General features: G+C 67.4%; 21 protein-coding genes. 10 read left to right on the top strand and 11 right to left on the bottom strand.

Annotated features, from left to right (window positions below; genetic code table 11):
• Positions 1 to 18 precede the first annotated feature (18 nt).
• Positions 19 to 3267, bottom strand: coding sequence for a sacsin N-terminal ATP-binding-like domain-containing protein (locus tag OHQ90_RS08625; protein ID WP_328412718.1), 3249 nt, complete (start codon positions 3265 to 3267; stop codon positions 19 to 21).
• Entirely contained in the window at positions 3264 to 4862 is a 1599-nt protein-coding gene (locus tag OHQ90_RS08620; RefSeq protein ID WP_328408907.1) for a DUF3027 domain-containing protein, read from the bottom strand. Before OHQ90_RS08620 ends, OHQ90_RS08625 begins: the two co-directional genes overlap by 4 nt.
• 17 nt (positions 4863 to 4879) lie before the next feature.
• Here OHQ90_RS08620 and OHQ90_RS08615 point away from each other — a divergent pair, with 17 nt between their 5' ends.
• From OHQ90_RS08615 to OHQ90_RS08605, 3 genes are all read left to right on the top strand, one after another.
• Positions 4880 to 5653 (top strand): glutaminyl-peptide cyclotransferase, encoded by a 774-nt coding sequence (locus OHQ90_RS08615; RefSeq protein ID WP_328408905.1) that lies wholly within the window; start codon positions 4880 to 4882, stop codon positions 5651 to 5653.
• A 177-nt stretch (positions 5654 to 5830) separates the two neighbouring features.
• Positions 5831 to 7681: an MFS transporter gene (locus OHQ90_RS08610; protein WP_328408903.1), complete on the top strand. Its 1851-nt coding sequence runs from the start codon at positions 5831 to 5833 to the stop codon at positions 7679 to 7681.
• A 144-nt stretch (positions 7682 to 7825) separates the two neighbouring features.
• The gene (locus OHQ90_RS08605; RefSeq protein WP_328408901.1) at positions 7826 to 8416 is read left to right on the top strand and encodes a DUF2771 domain-containing protein; all 591 of its coding nucleotides are present in this window, start codon (positions 7826 to 7828) and stop codon (positions 8414 to 8416) included.
• A 90-nt stretch (positions 8417 to 8506) separates the two neighbouring features.
• Here the strand turns inward: OHQ90_RS08605 and OHQ90_RS08600 are convergent, their stop codons facing one another.
• Positions 8507 to 8932: a cold-shock protein gene (locus OHQ90_RS08600; protein WP_328412716.1), complete on the bottom strand. Its 426-nt coding sequence runs from the start codon at positions 8930 to 8932 to the stop codon at positions 8507 to 8509.
• A gap of 199 nt (positions 8933 to 9131) precedes the next feature.
• Between OHQ90_RS08600 and OHQ90_RS08595 the strand changes: the two genes are divergently transcribed.
• Together OHQ90_RS08595 and OHQ90_RS08590 are read left to right on the top strand one after the other, a co-directional pair.
• On the top strand, positions 9132 to 9374 hold the full coding sequence (locus OHQ90_RS08595) for a hypothetical protein (protein WP_328408899.1): 243 nt from the start codon (positions 9132 to 9134) through the stop codon (positions 9372 to 9374).
• A 370-nt stretch (positions 9375 to 9744) separates the two neighbouring features.
• Positions 9745 to 10380 (top strand): transglycosylase family protein, encoded by a 636-nt coding sequence (locus tag OHQ90_RS08590; RefSeq protein WP_328408898.1) that lies wholly within the window; start codon positions 9745 to 9747, stop codon positions 10378 to 10380.
• Positions 10381 to 10469: 89 nt separating this feature from the next.
• Here the strand turns inward: OHQ90_RS08590 and OHQ90_RS08585 are convergent, their stop codons facing one another.
• Complete coding sequence (locus OHQ90_RS08585; RefSeq protein WP_328408896.1) at positions 10470 to 10658, bottom strand: hypothetical protein; 189 nt, start codon at positions 10656 to 10658, stop codon at positions 10470 to 10472.
• 107 nt (positions 10659 to 10765) lie between these two features.
• On the opposite strand from OHQ90_RS08585, the gene OHQ90_RS08580 reads away from it, so the two are divergent.
• A complete protein-coding gene (locus tag OHQ90_RS08580; RefSeq protein ID WP_328408894.1) occupies positions 10766 to 13063 on the top strand; it encodes a helicase-associated domain-containing protein in 2298 nt (765 codons plus the stop codon).
• Positions 13064 to 13079: 16 nt separating this feature from the next.
• On the opposite strand, the gene OHQ90_RS08575 is transcribed toward OHQ90_RS08580, so the two are convergent.
• The gene (locus OHQ90_RS08575) at positions 13080 to 13607 is read right to left on the bottom strand and encodes an LppU/SCO3897 family protein (protein WP_328408892.1); all 528 of its coding nucleotides are present in this window, start codon (positions 13605 to 13607) and stop codon (positions 13080 to 13082) included.
• A gap of 314 nt (positions 13608 to 13921) precedes the next feature.
• Here OHQ90_RS08575 and OHQ90_RS08570 point away from each other — a divergent pair, with 314 nt between their 5' ends.
• Positions 13922 to 14746, top strand: coding sequence for a hypothetical protein (locus OHQ90_RS08570; protein ID WP_328408890.1), 825 nt, complete (start codon positions 13922 to 13924; stop codon positions 14744 to 14746).
• A gap of 7 nt (positions 14747 to 14753) precedes the next feature.
• Here OHQ90_RS08570 and OHQ90_RS08565 read toward each other — a convergent pair whose 3' ends face one another.
• The 4 genes from OHQ90_RS08565 to OHQ90_RS08550 form a co-directional block, all read right to left on the bottom strand.
• Entirely contained in the window at positions 14754 to 16148 is a 1395-nt protein-coding gene (locus OHQ90_RS08565; protein WP_328408889.1) for a M1 family metallopeptidase, read from the bottom strand.
• 72 nt (positions 16149 to 16220) lie between these two features.
• Positions 16221 to 16859 carry a LysE family translocator gene (locus OHQ90_RS08560; protein WP_328408887.1) on the bottom strand — a complete coding sequence of 213 codons (639 nt, stop codon included), beginning with the start codon at positions 16857 to 16859 and terminating at the stop codon, positions 16221 to 16223.
• A 53-nt stretch (positions 16860 to 16912) separates the two neighbouring features.
• Entirely contained in the window at positions 16913 to 17581 is a 669-nt protein-coding gene (locus OHQ90_RS08555; protein WP_328408885.1) for a DUF3239 domain-containing protein, read from the bottom strand.
• Between the two features lie 41 nt (positions 17582 to 17622).
• Positions 17623 to 19281: a DNA repair helicase XPB gene (locus OHQ90_RS08550; protein ID WP_328408883.1), complete on the bottom strand. Its 1659-nt coding sequence runs from the start codon at positions 19279 to 19281 to the stop codon at positions 17623 to 17625.
• 138 nt (positions 19282 to 19419) lie between these two features.
• On the opposite strand from OHQ90_RS08550, the gene OHQ90_RS08545 reads away from it, so the two are divergent.
• The gene (locus tag OHQ90_RS08545; protein WP_328408881.1) at positions 19420 to 20064 is read left to right on the top strand and encodes a LysE family translocator; all 645 of its coding nucleotides are present in this window, start codon (positions 19420 to 19422) and stop codon (positions 20062 to 20064) included.
• A gap of 110 nt (positions 20065 to 20174) precedes the next feature.
• On the top strand, positions 20175 to 20861 hold the full coding sequence (locus OHQ90_RS08540) for a trimeric intracellular cation channel family protein (RefSeq protein ID WP_328408879.1): 687 nt from the start codon (positions 20175 to 20177) through the stop codon (positions 20859 to 20861).
• An 8-nt stretch (positions 20862 to 20869) separates the two neighbouring features.
• On the opposite strand, the gene OHQ90_RS08535 is transcribed toward OHQ90_RS08540, so the two are convergent.
• A complete protein-coding gene (locus tag OHQ90_RS08535) occupies positions 20870 to 22048 on the bottom strand; it encodes a pyridoxal phosphate-dependent aminotransferase (protein ID WP_328408877.1) in 1179 nt (392 codons plus the stop codon).
• 172 nt (positions 22049 to 22220) lie between these two features.
• On the opposite strand from OHQ90_RS08535, the gene OHQ90_RS08530 reads away from it, so the two are divergent.
• Complete coding sequence (locus OHQ90_RS08530; RefSeq protein WP_328408875.1) at positions 22221 to 22457, top strand: hypothetical protein; 237 nt, start codon at positions 22221 to 22223, stop codon at positions 22455 to 22457.
• A 61-nt stretch (positions 22458 to 22518) separates the two neighbouring features.
• Here OHQ90_RS08530 and OHQ90_RS08525 read toward each other — a convergent pair whose 3' ends face one another.
• Positions 22519 to 23442: a sigma-70 family RNA polymerase sigma factor gene (locus OHQ90_RS08525; protein WP_328408873.1), complete on the bottom strand. Its 924-nt coding sequence runs from the start codon at positions 23440 to 23442 to the stop codon at positions 22519 to 22521.
• Between the last annotated feature and the right edge of the window lie 71 nt (positions 23443 to 23513).

The following is a 23513-nucleotide window of genomic DNA, read 5'->3' as shown; positions in this document are numbered from 1 at the left end:
ACCGACGAACAATCAGTCCTACGCCTGCGGCATGCGCACATGCGTGGTTGTGCCCTCCTGCCACCACGCGACGGCAACCGTGGCGGTTGCGCCGCCGTGCAGGCGTATCCGAAGGTCGTCGTGAACCACCAGGTCACCTTGCTGGGGGGCGAGCGTGAAGAGTTGGCGCAGAACCACACCGAGCGGTTCGGCCGACCATGTTGTCCGCCGGCCGGTGCCGAGCACTTCGGCGGTGACGGCCTCGGAGACGAGCGGAAGATCTAGCAAGGTCGCCAAGGCGGGGGCCGTATCGGTATCGCCGACGACAAGGCGTTCCGGCGGCAGGGCAAGGCCGAACCACGGCTGGTCGAGCACCAAGGCTTCGCGGGGGTCGACCACCGCGCCGGACAATGCGCGCACGCGATCGGGCAGATCGAGGTCGGCCAGGTCGAGACGGTCCGCCGCCACCGCGGCGGCCAATCGTGCGTGAGTTCGCGAAATAACCTCGGGCGAAGGGGTTTTCGCCGGATCGGCGAGAGCGGCCAGCAGGGCAGCGGCCAGATCCGGGGTGATGGCGTCGGGGTCGGCCAGGACTGCACGCAAGGCATCGACGTCCTGACGGCCGAGGCCGGGAACGGCGAATTCGGTGAGCAGGCCGGCGAATTCGGTGTCAGCAGGATGACTCAGCAGTCCGAGCACCGTGCCGTCTATGCGGGCGTGCCTGCGCAGCCACCACGCGGTGTAGCCGTCGGGATCGGCGAGCAGTCGTCGGGTGCGATCACCGGAAGCCAACTGCCGCAGCGCTTCCGGCCAGGCGTTCTCGGCCACCAGGTCCAGGTCGCGGACGGCGGCCAGTTCGGGCGGATCCTCCGGCAGGCCCGACCACCAGTGGTCCTCGTCGTCCAGATGATGATCCGGGCCGGTCGGATCCGCCTCGACGACAATGCTGAAATCCCAGCCGACGCCGACAGCCCGCAGCGCCTGCGCGCCGTAGCCCTCGACCAGATCCTCGGCCGCGGTGCCGAACGGCGAATCCTCGACCAACAGGTCGCGCAGCGGTGCGCCCGGCAGCAGCAGCTCATCGGCGGGCAGCAATTCCCCTGAGCTGTCCGGCAATTCGAGCAGCCCCAGCCAGGACGGCAACGCGAGCGGATCAGCGGTGACCGCGAGCCGGAGCACCGCGTCCGCGGTATCCGGATCGCCGGGCTGATCCTCCAACTCGGCGCGCAGCCCCGGATCGCTCAGCAAATCCTCGGCGGTGGCAGTACGCGCCCCCAACCGAGCCAGCAACGGATGCGCCGCCTCCGGATGCACGAGCCGCGCCCAGTGCACCGGGATAGGGTCTGCGAGCCGATCCTCCAAAACCACTGTGCGCGGCCCGGTCACGAGCCGCCCATCGGCCAGCGGCACGGCAAGCGCCCCCAACTCCTCGGCGGCCAGCGGATCGACGACAAACGGCTCCAGCGCCGCATACAGCGAATACCACCACTGCGGCGACCGCTCCAAACCACCCGACAACTCCGCAAGCCGAGCCAGCCCCAGCCGATGCGCATCCAGCACACCGAGCGCCTCGCTGTGCGCGCGCCCGGACAACTCCGGAATCACCAACGGCCCGACCACATCATCGATCAGCCCGGCCAGCTCCGCGGTGAGCCCAGCGAACACGCTCGCCCGAGTCGGCACAGCCGTCCCCACCGTGGGCCCCGACAGTGCCCAGCCCCCCGCAAACCCCAGGCCCTCGGCAACGTCATGACCGCGCGCAGCAGCCGGGGCTTCGGCAGCGCCGTCATCGAGCAGTCCCGCGCCCACTGGTGATGCCACGTCATCTCGGCCGCCGGCAGCCGAACCGGACGGGCGACTGGGGCTCGCCATACTCGCCGACACCCGGTCGGACGCCGCGTCATCCGGCACTTCCCGACCCGACGGCGAATCCACGCCGGGACGGCCATCTGTCGCGGCACCAGCGCTCAGCGACGCAGCAGTCGGGGACGTGTCGTCGCCCGACTCCGGTGCAACACCGGATTCTTCGTCGGCCGAGGCAGCACCAGAGCGGGGATGAGCACTGTCAGCGGCGGACTCGAGTCGAGCGGCGGCGCCTTCCGGGAAAGGCTCGGCCCATAGCGAATCCACGTCACCGATGGCGGTCGAGGGCGCATCGGAGGGGCTGGTTACCACCGGGAGCCAGGAGTGGGTCTGGAGTTCGCGGATCAGTGCTTCGCGGAGCAGAGCGTCGGGCTCGCTGCGGGCGAAGCCGGGTGTCGGAACCAGGATGAGGCGGTCGCTGAGTGGGAGGGCGCTGGCGAAATCGCTGTATCCCGTTGCCAGTTCGGTGAGATGGGCACCGGGGAGCAGGCGGCGGCGGTCCGGCTGCATGGGGATGTCGGCGATCAGAAGAGCCGGTAGCGACAGCTCCTCGTCGGATCGGGTGGGGGCTCGCAGGACATCCGGGATGGTGGCCACCGGTCGTCCGTTGCGGACCGGAAGCAGCCAGCGGGCGCGCGGAGTCCGGTACTCCCACCAGACTTGTTCGCGGTCCGGGCCGGTGATGCGCAGCTCGCACAGGCCGGTCCGCTCCTGGTCGGTGGCGCCGAGATCCGTGGTTGTGGCGATCAGCTCGTCGTCGCCGATTCGGATGCTGTGCAGGGCAGGCAGTTCCAGCAGTAGATCGACGGCTTCGGCACGCATCCCGGTGAGCAGCGCATCGTGATCGATGTCCTGGCGCAGGCGCAGCACCACTTCGGTGTCGCCGTCGGTGGGGGCGGCGGTGCTCGGCCAGGCCAGACGCAGCACCGGTGGGGCGAAATCGCCGCCCGTGTCCGGCACGTCGATTGCATTGTCGTGCAGTGCGTTCCAGGTGTTCGCGCGCGAGAAATGCAGCGAACCGGTGGTCGAGCGCACCTCGATGTCGTCGCTCACCGACAGCACCGCGGTGAAGCCGACGCCGAACCTGCCGACACTTGCGGCCGGATTCGCCTTCGCGGAGGCGCGCAGCGCGGTGAGGGCATGCACACCGGAAATATCCAGTGGTGCACCGGTATTCGAGATGCACAGGGTGTGCCCGTCGAGCCGGACGACCAGTCGGCCCGGCACGCCCGCTTTCGCGGCGGCATCGGCGGCATTCTGCGCCAACTCGGTCAGCAGTCGATCCCGATACCCTGCCCGCACCAGATCCGCCTCGGTGGCGGCATCCTCCCGCAGCCGGGTCGGCGAATCACGCCACGCGGCGAGGACCGCAACACGCAGCGCCGAGGTGCCGAACGGATCGGACGCCTCGGACGCCTCGCTCAGCTCCGTGCCGATGATTCGGGCTCCGGCCGATCGTCACCCGGCTCATCCGCGCCCCCGGCAGCCTCGACAGGCGCCACGCTCAGCGCCTGCTCAGCAGCCGAATCCGAAGCGGCGCTCGAAGCCGATGTGGCGCTGGAATCCGGCTCGGCAGCAGCCGTCTCCTCGACCGCAGATGCTTGTTTCGTGCGCACCGGCTCGACACCCGATTCCTGATCCGACGCAACAGAATCGGTGCTCGATCGGGACACCTCCGGCTCGGTGGCACCGTCGACAACTTCGTTGATCGACGGGGCCACCTCACCGGCCTCGCCCCGAAGGCGCTGCACGCCCTCCGCACTCATCGAAATCGCAGCGCTCGACTCGTCGACGACGCTCCGCTCAGCAGCAACATCGCCGACCCGGGCCGCAACAGCCTGCTCAGCCGTCCCGCCCGCCGCATCCACCGCAGCCGCGCCCGCCGCATCCACCACATCGCTCGGCAGGCCAACGCTCGCCTCAGCCTCAGCAGTCGAGTCGGCCGGAACGCTCACCGCAGTCCCAGCGTCGGACTCGGTCACCGTGGTCGGCTCGGCCGTACCAGCACCGGCCAGGTCGGTGCCCGACGCCGCCTCGGCAGTCGGCTCGACCTCGGCAGTCACTGGAACGGCAGCATCCGACCCACCCACCGCGCTCGGCCCAGCCCCAACAGCACCCACAGTCGACTCGACCTCGGCACCGGCCGAATCGATCACTGTGTCGGATTCAGCCACAGAGGCGGCGGTGATGGCGTTCGAGTCGACCTCGGTGGTCGATGGCTCGATGTCCGTCGCATCGGCGGGCTGCGCCGCTTCCGATCCGGGCTTGCGTGTGGTTTCCGAGGTGATCACGTCGAATGCCGCGTCGTCGTAGGCCTCGTAGAGCGGGGAGCCGCCACCGGTGGGGACGACGGTGTCGGAGTGTGCGCCACAGCCGTATTCGACGTGCACCACTCGGCCGTCGGCGCCCATCGTGTTGCCGCACACGCCGAAGGCGGCGCGCATGGCGCCCGCCAGTGGCAGGTAGAAGCCGCAGCGGCCGCAGGTGGACGGGGCCGCCTTGGCCATCTCGGTGTCGGGGCCGAATTCGGCGTACCAGCGCTCGGCTGCTTCCTCCCGGCCTTCGAGGCTCAACACCTGGGTGCGGCCGAGGCCGATGTCGCGGGCGACCTCGTCGACCGCTGGGTCGCCGTTGGCGACGTACCCGGGCACCAGCCGAGGATCGTTGGGCAGTGGGGCGAGGAGGTCGCCGGGCGCCAGATCGCCGGGTCGAACCCGCTGCTCCCACGGCACGAAGTCGGGCGCGACCAATGCGTCCGGGCCGGGCAGCAAGGCCGACTCGCTGACCGTGGCGTAGGTCGCACCGGGTGCGGCCGCGACGACGACGGCCCACTGCCAGCCGCGGTAGCCGGGCAGGGTGGCTTCGAAGCGGTGCGTCGCCGCACTCGCGTCCTCCGCGGTCACCCCCAAATGCGCGCCGACCCCGGCGGGCTCCAACTCCACGAGCGCTCGACGGGCCACGTCGACGGCATCGGCCAGGATCGGCCACACGCCGGACTCCGAAACAGAAACTGCGCTCACGGCCTACATTTTGCCGTATGGAGCGCAATCGGCGTTCGTTGGCCGTCGCAGTACTGGTCAGCTTGCTCGCATCGACCGGCTGCGGCAGCGCAGACGACCAACCACAACAGATGAAAATCGAGGTCATCGGCACCCGTCCGCACGATCCGTCGGCGTTCACCCAGGGTCTCGACATCGACGGCAACGTGCTCTACGAAGGCACAGGCAAGCCGGGCGCGTCGAATATCCGCGCGACCGATCTGACCACCGGGGCCGAACTGGCGCGCGTCGATCTGCCCGCGCCGTACTTCGGCGAGGGCGTGTCGCCGGCCGCGGGCACCCTCTGGCAGATCACCTGGAAGGACGGGATCGCCTTGGCCAGAGATCCGCGGACACTGGCCGAACGCAGCCGTGTGTCCTACGACGGCGAGGGCTGGGGCATCTGCACCCGAGCGAGCAGGCTGGTGATGAGCAACGGCACCGGCACACTCACCTTTCGCGACCCGGTGACGTTCGCACCGACCGGCACAGTCACCCTCACCGGCCGTCGCAACGCACACCTGAACGAACTCGATTGCGCCGCCGACGGTTCGGTGTACGCCAACGACTACCCCACCGACACGATCCTGCGCATCGATCCCGAGACCGGCCGGGTACTCGCCGACATCGATGCCCGCGGCCTGCTCGCACCCACCGCCCGCGCCTACACCGACGTGCTCAACGGGATCGCTCACATCCCCGGCACCGACCGCTTCCTGCTCACTGGCAAGTACTGGCCGACCATGTTCGAGGTCCGATTTGTGCCCGCGTGAACACGGCAAGCTCCCAATCGTGTTGCCACGCAACGAGTGGTTTCGTAAGTGCACGGGTAACCCGTCGGGTACGCCGGGCGCTCGGCCGAGCAGTGGGCCTCCTGCCCGGCAACACACTTCCCAGACACCGGACGTCCGGCCTGAGACGCGACGAGACGGATGAGTCAGAATTGATGCGTGAATACTCCCCGCGATCCCTCCGGCCCTGACCATGGTCCGTGGGACGGCGAGGAGGCTCCGCCGATCGAACGGCACCCCGGTTTCGACCGATATCCGCCGCCCAACGAACCTTCGCCTCGACGGCCGCTGCCGCCACTGGATCCCGAGCACGGCCGCCGCCAACCGCCAACCGCGGGGCGGCCGCCGGAATTCGACACCCGACGACTACCCGAAACCCGGCCCGAACCGGCCGACCCGGCGGAGTTCGACACCCGCCGTATCCCGGGTTCGCACGATCGATCCGCCCCCGACATGCGCAAACAACCGCCGCATCGACCCGAATCCGGCGAGTACGCCGAGCCGGCGGATAGCACCGAAGCGACCGAGCCCGGCGAGCAACGCGCCCCCCGCAAGCTCACCGTCACCAGAGTTGCCGCGATGCGCGGCCAACAGCTGACCATGCGCGGTATCGCCTCCTTCCAGCGCGCGGCGAAAGCCGACGGCGCGGACAAGTCGGGCCTCACCGCGCTGACCTACGCCACGATGGCGAACTTCGCCCTGGACGCCGCTATCGCGGTTGCCCTTGCCAACACACTGTTCTTCGCAAGCGCGAGCGCGGAGAGCAAGTCGAAGGTCGCGCTGTATCTGCTGATCACCATCGCGCCGTTCGCGGTGATCGCACCGCTTATCGGACCGCTGCTCGACCGCCTGCAGCGCGGCCGCAGGCTCGCGCTCGCCTCCTCGTTCGCGCTGCGCGCAGTGGTCACCGTGGTGCTGATCGTGGCCTTCGACACCTGGGCGCTCTATCCGCTCGCCCTGTGCATGATGGTCGGAAGCAAATCGTTCTCGGTGCTCAAGAGCGCGGTGACGCCACGCGTGCTGCCACCGGATATCGATTTGGTGCGCACCAACTCTCGGCTCACGGTATTCGGCCTGGTCGGTGGCACCATCGGCGCAGGCGCTTTCGCCGCACTCGCCGCCGCGATTGCGAGCTCAACGGGCGCACTGATTTTCGCCACCGCGATCGCTGTCGCAGGCACCTATCTGAGCCTGCGCATCCCGCGCTGGGTCGAGGTCACCGAGGGCGAGGTCCCCGCGACTCTCAGTTACCACGCCAACACCGAAGTGCTCGATCCGACGAAGGAAGCCATCATCCCGCCGCGCAAGCGCAGGCAACCGCTCGGCCGATCGGTCGTCACCGGGCTCTGGGGCAACAGCGCGATCCGGGTGCTGACCGGGTTCCTCACCTTCTATGTGGCCTTCGTCGCCAAGGCGACCGAGCACGGTGGTGTCCAGCAGGCGGCCGTGCTCGGTGTGGTCGGTGTCGCCGCGGCCATCGGCAATTTCACCGGCAACGCCACCGGCGCCCGCCTCAAACTCGGCAAGCCCTCCCTGATCGTGCTCGGCTGCACCGCGGCGTGCACCCTCATCGCGCTGTTCGCAGTGTTAGCGAACAATCTGCTCGGCGCGGCGCTTGCGACGCTCGTCGCGGCCGGTGCAAGCGCGCTGGCGAAGGTCTCGCTCGACGCCTCGATCCAGGACGACCTGCCGCCGGAGTCGATCGCCTCCGGCTTCGGCCGGTCGGAGACCGTGCTGCAGCTCAGCTGGGTAGTCGGCGGCGCGGCCGGTGTGCTGCTGCCGACCGACTACTGGAAGGGTTTCGCGGTGGTGTCGGCGATACTCGTGGTCGGACTGGTCCAGACCTTCGTCAGCTTCCGAGGTCATTCCCTGCTACCAGGTCTCGGCGGCAACCGACCACAGCATGCCGAGCAGGAAATTCCACACACTCGGCCGCATGCTCCCGAAACAGGCAGACAACGCGGTGGCGACACCCAGCGCATCCAACGAGGGATAGGAGATCCCATCTAGTGAGCGAGCGTAGCGAGCGAGCCACAAACACAGCAGCCCTGCCCATGACGGAGCCGAGCGTCAGCGAGGCGCAGTCGTGAGCGAGCGAGCCACCAACACAGCAGCGCCGCTCACGACGGAGCCTTGCGTCGGCGAGGCGCAGTCGTGAGCAAGCCACCGACCCGCACCATCATCGCGCTCGGCGCAGCCGCCGGACTGGTGTTCGTCGTCGCCTTCGTCGGCGTCCTCGCGGTGCTGATACGCAATGCCCCCGCGCGCGAGCCGGAGATCACCGCCTACGCGCACGGCACCGCCATCACAGTGCGGCCCTACGGCTACTGCACACCGTTGATGCAGGACTGCCGAATCCTGCCGGAGCGCGGCGGCAACGCCGACGTGGGCTCGATCTTCTCCCGGCTGCCCTGCGGTGAGTCGACGCCGGATTGCCAGATCGGCAAGACGGTCCGTTTGGAGGTGCCTGCGGGGTATCCGCTGCAGATGTCGCTGCCCAAGCAGATCGCGGACGCGCCGTGGATCGCCCGACTGGTCTATGCGCTGCCCAACGGCGACACGGTGGACCGTATCGTCAGCCGCAACGACTACCCCAAGGGTGCACTCAACCTGACCATCGACTCGAAGCCGGAGCCAGAGCTGCGCCTGATCGGCGTCGAGATGCAGCTGCCCATCCTCGCCAAAGACGAGACGGGCCAAGAGTTCTACCTCCCGCACGCCGCCTGGTCGATCAGCACGCTGTAGGAACCCCTCCGCGGGACCCCCTATGCCACCACCGGTTTCGCGAGGTGGCCGACTCGCCGGGCACATTCGCGGCCCGGCGAGTCGGCACGCTCAGTGATCCAGCTCGCGCGCGACGGCGCGGACGACCTCGGAAATGCGTTGCGCGGTCTTGCGATCCGGGTACTTGCCCTTGCGCAGATCCGGCTGCACCTTTGCCTCGAGCAGGGTGATCATGTCCTCGACCATCCCGTGCAGTTCGTCCGGCGTGTGCTTGCGGACGGCAGGCTCCCGGTGTGCGCCACGCTCGCGCTCCTGGCCCTGACGGACCGACGGCGGCGCCTCGAGCACCTTGAGGCTCAGCGCCTGCGGCCCGCGACGGCCTGCGGCCATGCCGAATTCGACACGCTGGCCGGGCTTCAGCGATTCGATGCCCTCGGGCAGCGCTGAGGAACGGACGTAGACGTCCTCACCCTCGTCTTGGGAAAGGAAGCCGAAGCCCTTTTCGACGTCGTACCACTTAACCCTGCCGGTCGGCACTGCCATCACCCGTTCGTCATCGAAACTCGGCCCCCATCGGACCGAGCACACCCGTCTGCCCGGGACCACCGCGCGAAACATCGCGAGAGAGGTCCTGTCAGTTTGCGAAAAGAACGCGCCCCACAGCATGCAGGACGCGATAGGCATCGAGTCTACCCCGGTGCCAATAACGCAAGCACATCAGTTTTACGGTCTTCGAGTGACGAACCCTTCCGCGCCACCGCCTCCGAGTGGGTCCGGGCGCCGCTCGAGCGATCGGCTGTTGTACCTCGCACTCGGCCTCTTCGCGATCGGATTGCTGGCGATTGTCGCGATATTTCTGACGCCGATTCTCAGCGACGCCGAGCCGGGGCTCTGGCTATACCTGATCGCCATGCTCGCGCCGCTCGGATTCCTGGTCGGTGTGGGGTACGCACTGTGGTCCGGTCGCCGCTCCCGCTGACGCGAACCCGGTTACCCGAGCCGATCGTTACCAAATCATCAGTGTGATCCTCGTCACATAACGAGGAGGTCACGGAGTGGTGACGGCCCTCTATCGGCCGGTTCGCACCACTTCCCAGCTGCGTGAAAGCTTCGGGGGCACACCGAGACCGCGTCGAGACCCCGCCGCACACGCCGGTTACCAAATAGTGATTTTTCGCGGCGATCGTCGTACCGTCTTACCCAGCCGGGACACCCGGCAACCACCGGCCCGCCGCACCAAGCCTCACCCCGCGGGTACCGGACCCCGACGGAAATAGGGGTGAGGGCGGACGGACGACCTCTCAGTCCGGACCACTTGCAGGTGCGTAGGAGAGGCAGAAGAACCCGATATGAGTGGACGCCATCGCAAGCCAACCTCCACCGGGCGCACTGTTGCCAAGGTCGCCGTCACCGGCGCCATCATCGGCACCGCGGGTGTAGCCCTTGCCGGCAACGCCGCTGCGGCGCCGGACTCCGACTGGGATCGCCTCGCGCAGTGCGAGGCCGGCGGCAACTGGGGTATCAACACGGGCAACGGTTTCCAGGGCGGTCTGCAGTTCTCCCCGGGCACCTGGAACGCGCACGGAGGCAGCGAGTACGCCGCGACCGCCAACCAGGCCAGCCGCGAACAGCAGATCGTGGTCGCCGAGAAGGTCCTCGCCAGCCAAGGCTGGGGCGCTTGGCCCTCCTGCTCGTCCAACCTCGGCCTGAGCAGCGCACCCAGCGTGCGCACCGCACCGAAGTCGCCGGACGCCGCGCCGCGCTGGCAGCCCGCCGAGCAGACCCCACTCGAGGTGCAGCCGGCAGACAGCTCGCAGCAAGTCTTCTCCGCGGTCGACCGCGCCGTCGCCGTTGTTCAGGCGCAGGGCGTGCAGATCCCGCAGGAAGCCCTCGATTTCCTGAGTGGCGCCAAGGCGAGCAACATGAAGCTCGATCCGAACGTCATCAACTTCTTCGAAGCCAACAAGGGACTCCTCCCCTCCTGAGCTTCGACCACAATCTCATTCACGAAAAAGGTCCCCGCATCAACGAAGATGCGGGGACCTTTTTCGTGTCCGCGGGCTTCCGCCCATGATCAGCGGTTGATCACCGTGTTCGGGTGCATGTACGGCAGCTGATCAGCCGGAACCGGAAACTCGGTGTCCTCACCGTACGGTGAGAGACCACCGGAACGAGCCGACGAGAGCTCGGTAACCGCATGGTCACCATCGGCCACCTTGGGCCAGCCATTGTCGACGTAGGGTTTCTTCGATTTGTTCACCACCGGCCCATGCTAACCCGGCGCTATACGTCCGAGGCCATACAGGTGGGGTGCCGAAATGCGCACTCCTGCTCCGGCGAGCAACTGCGCTGCACCGTAGGCTGGACTCGATGACCGCGACCGACTCCTTGGCCGGATGGCTCGGTGCCCGCAGTGATGCCCAGCTCGTGGCCTTGCTCGAACTCCGGCCCGATCTGGCCGTGCCACTGCCCTCGTCGATGGCGGTGCTTGCCGCGCGCGCCGAACAACGTGCGTCGGTGCTGCGCGCCACCGACGATCTGACCACCCTCGAGTTCGCGATCGTGGAAACTCTTGCCGTACACGGCGTCACCCGCTCCGATCGGGCCGCCACCCCGCTATCGCGCGGCGCGCTGCACGTGCAGCTGAGCGAACGCGTGAGCGCGGCCGTACTCGATGCCGCGCTGGAGCGATTGACCGACCGCGCGCTCGTCTGGACCGACGGCGAGGACCTGCGTCTGGTACCCGCGGCCGCCGAGGCGCTGCCGTGGCCCATCGGCAGCACCACCGAGATCCCGGATGCACTCACCGAGCCCGAGGTGGTTACCGCCCTCACGCAGATCACACCCGCCGAACGGGCACTGCTGGACAAACTCGCCACCACCGGCCCGCGCGGGCGCAGTAGGGACGCGGCGCCCGGCACACCGCCGGACCGCCCGATCCAGCAGTTGCTGACGCGCAGACTGCTGCACTGGATCGACGAGGAGACGGTCGAACTGCCGGTCACCGTCGGCCAGGTGCTGCGGCGCGAACCGGTGACCCACCCGCATGCCCTCACCCCGCCGCAGCCGCGGCTGAGCAAACAGGCTCCTGCGGACATCAACGCGGTCGCGGCGGGCGAAGTGGGAGAGTTGTTGCGGCACTGCGCCGACGTGCTGGAGGCGCTGGGCCAGGCACCGGCACCGGCATTGCGGGCGGGCGGGCTCGGGGTGCGGGAGTTGCGTCGCATCGCCAAACAGACCGGAGTCGACGAAGCCCGGGCCGGGTTGCTCGTCGAACTGCTCGCGGCGGCGAAGCTGGTCGAGAAGGGTCTACCGGATCCGCCACCAGAATTCGACTCCACCGATGACTTCTGGGCGCCGACCTCTGCCGCCGACAGCTGGCGCGAGGCCCCACTCGCCCGACGCTGGGTCACCCTCGCGCTGGCCTGGCTCGACCTGGACCGGATGCCATGGATGATCGGGATGCGCGACGCCAACGACAAGCCGCTCGCGGCGCTGGCGATCGAGCTGCGCACCCCGCACGCGCCCCGCGATCGGCGCGCGATGCTGAATCTGCTCGGCGAATATCCCTCCGGCACTGCGCTGGACCCCGCCGATGTCGGCAGGATCATGGCGTGGCGGCAACCGCGCTGGCGCAGGCACTTTCGCTCGGAGGCAGTCGAGAACACACTGCGGGAAGCGGCGGCGCTCGGCTTCGTCGGCCGTGGCGCGCTCGGCTCACCGGCCAGGGCACTCTTGCACGGCGCGCCGACCGGCGCGGCCGACGCCGAGGCCGCCATGGAGTCGGCATTGCCTGCCCCTGTCGATCACGTGCTGGTGCAGGCCGATCTGACGGTCATCGCACCCGGCCCACTGACAGCGGACCTCCAGCAGCAGATCGCGTTGGTCGCCGATGTCGAATCGGCGGGCGCGGCAACCGTGTACCGGATCGGCGAGACCTCGGTGCGGCGCGCGCTGGACGCCGGTATGACGGCGGCCGAACTGCATGCGCTGTTCACGATGCACTCACGCACGCCGATCCCGCAGGCGCTGACCTATCTGATCGACGATGTGGCCAGGCGGCACGGGCAGCTGCGGGCCGGGATGGCGCAGTCGTTCGTGCGCAGCGACGACCCAGCACTACTCGCGCAGGTCCTTGCCGCACCCGTGGCGACCGTACTCGCGCTGCGGGCGATCGCCCCTACCGTTGCTATTGCCCAGGCCCCGTTGGGCGAGCTGCTCGAGCAGCTACGCGCGGCCGGTTTTGCGCCCGCAGGTGAGGATTCGGCAGGCACCATCGTCGATCTGCGGCCGCGTGGCGCACGCATCATGATCCGGCCGAATGCGCGCCAGCCCTATCGACCGACACCACCGAGCACCGAACAGCTGGCGCTGCTTGTTGCCGAACTGCGCGCGGGCGAGCGAGCCGCAAGCGCCCGCAACGGGCAGGCAGTGCGCCCCGACGGCACCCGAACCAGTACCGCCGCGACCCTTGCGCTGCTGCAATTGGCGGCGCGGGTGCGGCGGTCGGTCAATATCGGCTATGTCGACGCTTCGGGCATCGCGACCCAGCGCGTTGTCGAGCCGTTGAAGGTGGGCAACGGCCAGCTCGATGCGCTGGACCCGGTCACCGGCGCGGTCCGGCACTTCACCCTGCACCGGATCGCATCGGTCGCCCTACTGGAATGAGCGGTTCGGCGCTAGCTCAGGCCTTCGGCCTGCCGAGGCAGAAAGTCGTCTTGGGATCGGAGACGGTCAGGAATTTCTCCGACTCCGCGCCACAGAGCAGTTCGTCGACTTGTCCGTCGATCCGCTGGATCACCCGGAAAGCGGCCTCGGTGGACGCGCAATCCGCGAACTGGTATCCGGTGAGGTTGTTGTCGATGTAGCAGCTGCCCTGCTTGAAATTCGGCGCGAGGCACAGGAATGCGGTGGTGCCCCCGTTCAAGGTCTCCTCGTAGGAGGTGTAATCCTCCGAGCAATCGGTCTTCGTGTCGTAGGTCTGCACAATCTTGTACACGGCCTTCTCCGACGAGCAATCGACCGGCTCGGTCTTGGAGTCGACGGCCGAGCCTTTGATGACATTGATGCAGTCACCGACTTTGGCTTTTGCCGTATCGGACTTGCTCGCGTCCTTGATTGCCGAACAACCGGTCACCGCGACCGCAACCGCGGCCACCGCCAGGAGGGCAAGCACAATTCGTGCCAGCAGCCTCGTTCCTGGGATCTTCACCTGAAACCTCTTTCACCGAACGCGTTCACGGCAGTCGTGAACGCGGAGAGGATACCCTCACGGTCGCCGGAACCGCATCTGCACTTCGGACGATCTTCGGTGTGCCCGGCCCGCGGGCAGAGGTGGTCAGTGCATGCCGAGGCCGTACATTCCCAACATCGAGTGGCCGAGGATGGAGGGCAGCAGGCGGCCGAGGAGTTGAATCCCAAAGAAGTCCACTATCAATGCCTTTCGCAGTTCGCCCACACGGTGGGCGGTCAAGCAATCCGAGCTCTGTGTCGCTCGAAGAGGCTGGATCGTTACGCTTGGAAAGTATGACCCTCGCGGAGGTTGCCGTCGACTTGTACGGACTCGCCCCAGGTGAGTTCGTGGCGGCCAGGACCGATCGGGTGAAAGCCGCCAAGGACGCGGGCGATAAAGAGCTCGCCGCGGCCATCGGCAAGTTGCGCAGACCCACGGTCACAGCGTGGACGGTGAACCTGTTGGCCCGCGTAGTTCCGGCAGAGGTCGACGCGCTGCTGCAGTTGGGCGCCGCGCTGCGCACCGCGCAGCGGGAGTTGTCCGCCGACCAGCTGCGCAGCCTCACCGCACAGCGCCAGCAGGTCGTGCACGCCCTCGCCAAACGGGCGGGGGCACTGGCCGCCGAGCACGGTCATCCGGTCGGTGTGGGGGTGCTGCGCGAGGTGGGGCAGACGCTGACCGCGGCACTCGCTGATACCGATGTCGCCGACCAGGTCCGCACCGGAACCCTGGCCACCTCCGCGACCTACGAAGGTTTCGGGCCGGCAGGCCCGGCACTCGCCGCGGTCGCCGACACCGCGGTGACACCCGAGCCCGCGGACACCGGATCCGCGAACACCGCACGCCAGGAACTCGACGAGGCGCTCGAAGCACTCGAATCAGCGCGCACGGCAAGGGATTCAGCGCAGTCCGCCAGTGATGATGCAGCAAATCGACTGGCCGAGAGCAAGTCTCGCCTTGTCGCGCTGCGCGAGGAACTAGCCCACGCCGAACAGCAGAAGCAGTTCGCCCGCACCACCGACCGAGCCGCGCAAGATCAATTGCGTTCGGCGCAAAAGCAACTCGACCGTGTGGAGCGCTGGGTGGATAAGGTCCGCGAGCGTATCGACACCGAATGACGCGTGGTCAGCCGCGTAGGGATCCCGGGAAGAGGTACTCGTCGGCAGGCATCGCCGCCTGGTCGAGCCAGGAGCCGAAGAACCCGGTCAGATCGGTCCTGGATTTCGACTGCACGAAAGTGCGGAAGTCCGACATGGACGCATTGCCGTAGGCATGGGCGACATTGAATTCCCGGACAGCGGCGAAGAATATGTCGTCGCCGAGCTGTTTACGCAGTGCGTGCAAGAACAGCGGGCCGCGGTAGTAGACGGAGGTGAATTCGTTTCCGACCCCAGGATTCGCCAACGGAATGTCCCAGAACTCCTGTACGTCACGGTATTTCTGGATGGTGTCGCGGTAATCGGCGTCGACATCGGCGCCTTCCATTCGCTCCGGCCACAGATAATCGGCGGTGTAACTGGCGAAGCATTCGTTCAGGCAGATGTCGGACCATTGCCGCACCGATACCGAATCGCCCCACCACTGATGGGCGATTTCGTGCACGACGGTCTGCAGATCGGTCCACGGCGCGTAAATGGGCCTGGTCTGGGTTTCCAACGAAAACCCCAGCTCGGTGTCGACGTAGATGCCACCCGCCGCCTCGAACGGGTAGGGGCCGTACACAGATTCGATGAAGTCCAGGATCTCGGGCAACCGCTCTTCGGTCGCCCTGCTGTCCTGCGCGTCCGGGGCGAAGGCACTGAGCAGCGGCGTGCCGTTGGCGCGACGCTGCTCGAGATAGGTGAAGCGATCGATGGCGACGGTGGTCAGATAGCCGAGCACCGGCTGGTGCGACTCCCAGGTGACCGTCCGGTTGGCGCCGGTGACCGCGTTCTGTGTCCGGACGCCGTTGGAGATGACTTCCCATTCCGCGGGGACGGTCGCGTGCAGCGCAAAGGTGGCCTTGTCCAGCGGTGTGTCGTTGAGCGGGTACCAGGTGGCCGCGGAATGCGGTTCACCCGCGACGAAGGCGCCGCCGCTCGGTGCGACGGTCCAGCCCTCCGCTTCGACGTCCGCGGCGGGGCCTGCGTAGTCGACCGTCACGGTGAACGGCAGGCCGGGCAGCAGCGGCAGCAGCGGTGTCACGGTCAGCTCGTGCTCGCCGTTGCGGTCGAAGGCGGCGGGCAGGTTGTTCACCGACACCATCCGCACATCGGGACCATCGAAGTCGAGGTTGAACACCCGCAGCGGTTGGGTGGCGATCGCGTCGATCCGGGTTGTCGCGGTAAGTTGCCTGCTCGGCGGGTCGTAGTCGAGGGTGACGTCGTAGTGACGAGCGTCGTAGCCGCCATTGCCGTCCATCGGGTAGTACGGATCGCCGAGACCGGGTGCACCGGTCAGCGGATCCGCGTTCGCGGGCGCCGAGGCGACGGTGACGAGCACACCCGCCACCGCGGCACACAACATGCCGGACAACCTCATTCGACCACCACCCCTTTCCGCCACCCCTGCGTTCCGGCACCGGCATACCGACCTCGGTGGATGGTAGTCGCCTCAGTCGGCAGTGCCGGTCAGCGCAACCGACGCGCCGAGACCGAAGATCATCACGCCGCCCGCGCCGCCAACTGCCTCCAGCCGCCGCGGCGACCGTGCGAACCACGAGCGCGCCGAGGCCGCAAGCATGCCCCAGGCGCTATCGGAGACCAGGGCGATGCCAAGGAAAATGGTGCCGAGGATCAGGAACTGCAACGGCATCGCGCCCGCATCCGGGTCGGCGAACTGCGGGAGCACCGCCGAGAAGAAGACGATCGACTTCGGATTGGTCAACCCGACGAGCACACCCTGCCGGAAGACCTTGGTGTCGGACGATGCATCGACCCGCGCGCCCAATACCTCCCGCAACGCCTTGCGCTGCCGGAACGCCTGGACCCCGAGGTACATCAGATACAGCGCGCCGACGACCTTGACCACGGTGAGTGCAAGCGCGGAGGTCGCGACGAGGGCGCCGAGGCCGACGGCGACGAACAGCAACGCGACGAAAACCCCAACCGCGTGCCCGAGCACCGAGACGAGGGCGGCCCTGCGGCCTAGCGCAAGTGCCCGACCGATCGTGAACAGGACGCCGGGCCCGGGAATGATGATGATCAGCAGAGATGCGGCACAGAACGCCAGCAGATTAGTTGTGGGCACCATCTTCCGAGTCTAGGCGTCCGCGCAACCCGAATTCCGGAACATCACAGGTCAACTCATGCGCCGAGATCGCCGGGCAATTGGTGCGGGTCGAGCAGCAGGCGCTTGGCCGGGGCGCGGCGCACCTTGTCGGCGAGCGCGAGATTGTCGGTGAGCAATCGCCATTCGACCTCACTGATCGCGGCGCGGGCCCGTTCGATGACCCCGCCGTCGCGAGTGCCCCATGCGATCGGCATCGCGCTGACCGACTGCCACCGCTCGCCGACTTGCCGTGGCGCGCGATCGGTGCGCACCGCGACCGACGGCACCCGTTCGCCCGCACGCTTCTCATGACCGGGCAGGTCACGAACCTTCCTGATCACCAGGGCATAGACCGGATCGGACGCCTCAGATTTCGACACGTCGACCAGCGCGAGCAGTACCACCCCGCCGGGATGGGTCTCGGAGACCACCGCCGGGATGAGTTCCCCATCGGCGTACAGCTTGTCGATGCCTTCCTTGCGCGGCGTCCACAGCGCCACCCAGAGTGCGGTCACGGCTCCGAGTGCGAATGCGACGGCCAGCAGATAGGCCCACGGATGATTCAGCCAGATCAGGTAGGTGGTGGCCGTCGCGGCGATGATCGCGGCCGCGATGGCCATAATGCGCAGTCGACGCAGGTCGGCGAAGACCTCGTTGACCGCGTGGGCATGCCCGCGGTCGACCGCGAATTCGAAACGTCGCACGTCCTCATTCCTAACACACGTTGCGGAGATTTCGTCTCCACTTAACCGATGGCCGGCCCCAGCAAGTCATCGGCATCCATAATGCGATAGGCGTACCCCTGTTCGGCGAGAAAACGCTGGCGATGCGCGGCGTATTCGGCGTCCAACGTGTCACGCGCGACGACCGAATAGAAGTGGGCTTGGCCACCATCCTGTTTCGGTCGCAGCAGTCGGCCGAGCCGCTGGGCTTCTTCCTGACGCGAGCCGAACGTTCCCGAAACCTGCACCGCTACTGATGCTTCCGGCAGATCGATGGAGAAATTTGCGACCTTGCTCACCACGAGAACAGGGATGTCGCCGCGCCGGAATGCCTCGAAAAGCTCTTCGCGCTCTTTGGTTTTCGTCGACCCCTGGATCACCGGCGCATTCAATGCGACGCCCAATTCGTCGAGCTGATCCAAGTACGCGCCGATCACCAACGTCGGCGCGTCCTTGTGATTGGCCAGGATCGACTCGACCACAGCAATTTTCGTGCGAGCGGTCGAGCACAGCTTGTAGCGCTCCTCCGGCTCCGCGGTGGCATAGGACATCCGTTCGGCGTCGGTCAGCGTCACCCTGACCTCCACGCAGTCGGCCGGGGCGATCCAGCCCTGCGCTTCGATGTCCTTCCAGGGGGCGTCGTAGCGCTTCGGACCGATCAGTGAGAACACGTCGCCCTCACGACCGTCCTCGCGCACCAGGGTCGCGGTCAGGCCGAGCCGGCGGCGCGACTGCAGGTCGGCGGTCATCCGGAAGACCGGAGCGGGCAGCAGGTGCACCTCGTCGTAGATGACCAGGCCCCAATCGCGGCTGTCGAACAGCTCGAGATGCTTGTACTCGCCCTTGGTGCGGCGGGTGATCACCTGATAGGTCGCGATGGTGACCGGCCTGACCTCCTTGCGTTCACCGGAGTACTCGCCGATCTCGTCCTCGGTCAGCGAGGTCCGCGCGAGCAGTTCCCTGCGCCATTGCCTGCCTGCCACGGTGTTGGTGACGAGGATCAGCGTTGTCGCCTTCGCTTTGGCCATCGCCGCAGCACCGACCATCGTCTTGCCCGCGCCACAGGGCAGCACCACGACACCGGAGCCGCCGGCCCAGAAGGAATCGGCTGCCATCTCCTGGTAGTCGCGCAGGTGCCAGGCGCCGCCGGTGTAGTCCAGGTCGATCTGATGGGCCTCGCCGTCGACATAGCCGGCCAGATCCTCCGCCGGCCAGCCGATCTTCAGCAGCATCTGCTTGATCCGCCCGCGCTCCGAGGGATGCACCACCACCGTGTCGTCGTCGAGGCGGGCGCCGAGCATCGGCGCGATCTTCTTGTGCCGCAGCACTTCCTCGAGCACCGCCCGATCCAGGCTGATCAGGACCAGCCCGTGTGCCGGGTGCTTCACCAATTGCAACCGCCCGTACCTGGCCATGGTGTCGACGATGTCCACCAGTAGCGGCTGCGGCACCGCATACCGCGAGAAACTCACGAGCGCGTCCACCACCTGCTCGGCGTCGTGCCCGGCGGCCCGCGCATTCCACAGCGCCAACGGCGTCACCCGATAGGTGTGCACGTGCTCCGGCGCCCGCTCCAACTCCGCGAACGGCGCGATGGACTGCCGCGCCGCATCGGCCAACTCGTGGTCGACCTCCAGCAGCAGCGTCTTGTCACTCTGAACGATCAGCGGACCGTCGGTCACGGTGCCTCCTAGTTTGGCTCCGGACCATTCTCCCTGAACCCACCGACAGCCCAGCGGGCGGAACGGTCCGGGTCACATGTCCAGCGACATCGAACTGGACCGAGACGAGGGCCGGGTCCATCGGCGACGATCGGAACCATGATCGAGACGGCAGCGATGATCGGCGTGGCGGCGGCGGCGCTCGGCATGGTGCTCACTCCGGGCCCGAACATGATGTACCTGGTCTCGCGCACCGTCTCGCAGGGACGCCGGGCCGGATTGGTGTCGCTGGGCGGGGTGGCAGCCGGCTTCGCGGTGTATCTGGCGGCCGCGACCGCCGGCATCACCGCGGTGTTCGCGGTGGTCCCCGGGTTGTACCTGGCGGTGAAGGTGGCGGGCGCGGGCTATCTCTTGTGGCTGGCCTGGCAGGCGCTGCGCCCCGGCGGCACCTCGGTGTTCGCACCGACGACACTGCCCGCCGATCCGACGCGGCGGCTGTTCGCCATGGGCATGGTCACCAATCTGCTCAACCCCAAGATCGCGATCATGTACATGGCGTTGATTCCGCAGTTCGTGGTGCCCGACCACGGGCAGGTGTGGCTGCAGAGTCTGTGCCTCGGCATGGTGCAGATCACGGTCGCGCTGGCGGTGAACTGCCTGATCGTGCTCGGCGCGGGCGGCATCTCGACCTTCCTGACCGGCAGGCCGCTGTGGCTGCGCGTACAGCGATACGTGATGGGCTCGATGCTCGGCGCCATCGCGGTGCTGCTCGCGACCGACCGCGCACGGCCGACCCCGGCCTGATCGCGCCGGTGACCCCATCCGGCACCGGTAACCAGGGTGTCGCGGATCTCACAGCTCCCCCGTCGTGCAACTCTGCTCGAGCAGAGTGCACTCGGAAAGGGAATGGATTCATGGGCGCCGAACTCGACATCATGGCGACACAGTTCGACTCGGCGGTCAATGCCGCACAACGGATCGGCGAGTTGCTCGGCGTGATCGCCTTCGCGACCTCCGGTGCGCTGCTCGCGGTGCGCAAGAACCTCGATATCTTCGGCATGGCGGTGCTGGCCTGTAGCACCGCGCTCGGTGGCGGTGTCATCCGCGACCTGCTCATCGGACGCACACCGCCCTCGGCATTCACCGACCTGACCTACCTCAGCGCATCCTTGCTGACCGCGCTCGTCCTGTTCTTCCGGCATCCGACCAGCCGGCTGACCCGCGGCCCGCTCGAGATCGCCGACGCGGTCGGGCTCGGCCTGTTCTGCGTCACCGGCACCGTCGTCGCCTATTCCCAAGGCACCGGCGCCCCGACCGCGGCGCTGCTCGGTATGGTCACCGCCATCGGGGGTGGCGTGATCAGGGACGTACTCTGCGGGCAGGTGCCGAGCGTGCTGCGGCCGGATCAGGAGCTGTACGCGGTGCCTGCTCTTTTCGGCGCGGCGACCACAGCGGTACTTCTGCATTTCGACGCCTACCGGGCCTGGACGGGTTTCCTCGCGGCACTGATCGCCATTGCGGTCCGGTTGCTCGCGCGCCGCTACCGGTGGCGCGCGCCGCTGGCCAGGCACACCATGCGCCCGGACGGAACATTGCGCTGACAGCCGCCTCAGCTCACGCGCACGCCTGCACGCAGCCGCCGGACACCCTCGTCCAGTATCTCGTCCCGTTTGCAGAAGGTGAAGCGCACCAGCCGATTCCATGCCTCGGTGTCATCGGCGAACACGCTGACCGGCACCGCGGCAACGCCGATCCGCTCCGGCAGCTCCCGGCAGAAGGCAAGCCCATCGGAGGCCCCCATCGGGGTGATGTCGGCGCAGACGAAGTAGCCGCCCGCACTGGCCTTCACCTCGAACCCGGTGTCCGCGAGCGCGGCCGAGAGCCGGAGGCGCTTGTCCGACAAAGTGTCTCGCAGGCCGGCCACCCAGCCGAGTTCATTGTTCAAAGCGTGCGCGACAGCGGGCTGGAACGGACCACCGGCCACAAACGTCATGAACTGCTTGGCGGCGAGCACACCATCGATGAGATTCGCCGGACCGCACGCCCAGCCGGTCTTCCATCCGGTGACGCTGAAAGTCTTTGCCGCGCTGGACACCACGATGGTGCGCTCGGCCATCCCGGGCAGCGTGGCGATGCTGATGTGCTCGGCGCCGTCGTAGACGAGGTGTTCGTACACCTCGTCGGTGAGCACCAGCAGGTCGTGCGCACAGGCGAGGTCGGCGATCGCCGTGAGATCGGCGCGGCCGAGAATGGTTCCGGTCGGGTTGTGTGGTGAATTCACCACCAGCATCCGGGTGGCGGGCGTGATGGCGGCGCGCAGGCTGTCCAGGTCGAGGGCGAAGCGGTCACCGTCGGGCACCAGCCGAGCCGTCCGCCGCGTCGCACCGGCCAAGGCCACCGCGGCTGCGTAGGAGTCGTAATAGGGCTCGATCAGCACGACTTCCTGGCCCGGCTCGACCAGGCCCAGCATCGAGGCGCTGATCGCCTCGGTCGCGCCGACGGTAACCAGCACCTGGGTGTCCGGGTCGTACTGGGTGCCGTAGCGGCGGGCGCGATCGTCGGCAACGGCGCGACGCAGCACCGGCATGCCACGCCCCGGCGGGTACTGATTGAGGCCGTCGGCGATGGCCCGCCGCGCGACCTCGAGCATCCCGGCCGGGCCGTCGGTATCGGGAAAGCCCTGGCCGAGATTGACCGCATCGTGGCGGATAGCGAGCTCGGTCATCTCGGCGAAGATCGTCGAGGCGAAGGGGCGCAAGCGGGCGACAGTGGCGGGACGCGTGGGCATATCCGGAGAGTAGCCCAGCGGTCGCTATTGTTGCCATTAGATAGCGAATGGCTATGTTTCACTTCTCATTTGGGCGCTCTACCTGCATGGTTGTGCGTTATCCCGATGGCGGCTAGCCTCGCCGTGTTCTACCTCACATCTCGCCGCACGGCGAATCTCGAAAGGGGCGATTATGGCCTCGTACCTCGACCTATTACTGCATCCGGCCGCGTCGGAGGTCGCCGGATCAGTGCTGGGTCTGCTTCGCAACATCGCGCATCTGCTGATCGGAGACTCATTCCTGGGCTTCTCGACACCCGACCTCGGGCTCGGATCATCGACCGGCAGCGGCGGCCTCGGGTCATCCACCGGGAACTGGTTCAGCGGTTCGTCGACGGGCAACTGGTTCAACGGTTCGTCGACACCGTAACCAGCGGGCGATAAAACAAGTGGCGCCAGGCCAGGCGATGAGGGCCAGACCTGGCGTCACTTCACCCGAGATGAACTCCCGACAGCTTGTCGGGATTGGCGATATCGTAAGCGCCCCAGACCAATCCGTCGCGAACCGTGAAGCCCATGATCCTGGTCCGATGGGTGCTTGGCCAATCTCCCGCCACCGACCACCGAACCACAAGACCCAGTTGCCCATTGACCACGGCGAATTCGAGCTCGACCGACGGGGTGTCGGTCGAGCCGTCCAGCCCGTACTTGCGGGCAAGACCGAGTAGGAAGCGAGCGATCCGGTCGGCGCCGCCGACCACGTTGATCGCGGTTGCGGTGGTGCCGTTGGCATCGCCGATCATTGTCGAATCCGGATGCAGCGCAGCGGTTACCGCACTGATATCGGCGGAACTCAAGGCGGTCAGCAGCCGCTGCACCGCGGCGTCGTGTTCGTCGTCCGGCACCGCAGGCGGGGTGTGCGCCACGGCCTTGCGGGCACGCACGGCCAGCTGCCGCGCTGCGTCCGCGGAGACCCCGAGGATGTCGGCGATCTCATCGAACGGCACCGAAAGACCGTCGTGCAGAACGAATGCCACTCGCTGCGGCGGCGTCAGTGTGTCCAGCACGACCATGGCCGCGAAGCGGTACTCCTGCTTGCGGACCACCGCGTCCAATGGGTCGGGTGTGCTGGATGGCGTGATAGCGGTCACCACCGGTTCCGGCAGCCATTGCCCCACATAGCTTTCCCTGCGCACCGCGGCACTGCGCAAGCGGTCCACACAGATTCGGCTCACTACCGTGGTCAGCCAGGCGCGTAGATCCTCGATCTCGGATTGGTGCGCACCCGCCAGCCGCAGGAAGCTCTCCTGCACGGCGTCCTCGGCATCGCCGACGCTGCCCGTCAGGCGGTACCCGACAGAAAGCAAATGTGCCCGATGCGATTCGAACAAGTCGGCGAGAAGAGCGGCAACCATCGACCCGATTCTACGGTCTACACCACGGCCCGATTACCACGGCATGCGTCCGGTCATGCGAAATCCGGATG

Origin of the sequence: Nocardia sp. NBC_00403 (assembly GCF_036046055.1) — a bacterium.
Classification (GTDB): domain Bacteria; phylum Actinomycetota; class Actinomycetes; order Mycobacteriales; family Mycobacteriaceae; genus Nocardia.
Note: the sequence above shows the minus strand (reverse complement) of the source record. Positions and strands in the feature narration are given on the sequence as shown.

What these genes read in the sequence shown, in the direction of transcription:
- OHQ90_RS08615 (WP_328408905.1), top strand. Translation starts at nt 4,880, where the DNA reads ATGGAGCGCAATCGGCGTTCGTTGGCCGTCGCAGTACTGGTCAGCTTG.
- OHQ90_RS08590 (WP_328408898.1), top strand. Translation starts at nt 9,745, where the DNA reads ATGAGTGGACGCCATCGCAAGCCAACCTCCACCGGGCGCACTGTTGCC.
- OHQ90_RS08580 (WP_328408894.1), top strand. Translation starts at nt 10,766, where the DNA reads ATGACCGCGACCGACTCCTTGGCCGGATGGCTCGGTGCCCGCAGTGAT.
- OHQ90_RS08570 (WP_328408890.1), top strand. Translation starts at nt 13,922, where the DNA reads ATGACCCTCGCGGAGGTTGCCGTCGACTTGTACGGACTCGCCCCAGGT.
- OHQ90_RS08565 (WP_328408889.1), bottom strand. Translation starts at nt 16,148, where the DNA reads ATGAGGTTGTCCGGCATGTTGTGTGCCGCGGTGGCGGGTGTGCTCGTC.
- OHQ90_RS08560 (WP_328408887.1), bottom strand. Translation starts at nt 16,859, where the DNA reads ATGGTGCCCACAACTAATCTGCTGGCGTTCTGTGCCGCATCTCTGCTG.
- OHQ90_RS08545 (WP_328408881.1), top strand. Translation starts at nt 19,420, where the DNA reads ATGATCGAGACGGCAGCGATGATCGGCGTGGCGGCGGCGGCGCTCGGC.
- OHQ90_RS08540 (WP_328408879.1), top strand. Translation starts at nt 20,175, where the DNA reads ATGGGCGCCGAACTCGACATCATGGCGACACAGTTCGACTCGGCGGTC.
- OHQ90_RS08535 (WP_328408877.1), bottom strand. Translation starts at nt 22,048, where the DNA reads ATGCCCACGCGTCCCGCCACTGTCGCCCGCTTGCGCCCCTTCGCCTCG.
- OHQ90_RS08530 (WP_328408875.1), top strand. Translation starts at nt 22,221, where the DNA reads ATGGCCTCGTACCTCGACCTATTACTGCATCCGGCCGCGTCGGAGGTC.
- OHQ90_RS08525 (WP_328408873.1), bottom strand. Translation starts at nt 23,442, where the DNA reads ATGGTTGCCGCTCTTCTCGCCGACTTGTTCGAATCGCATCGGGCACAT.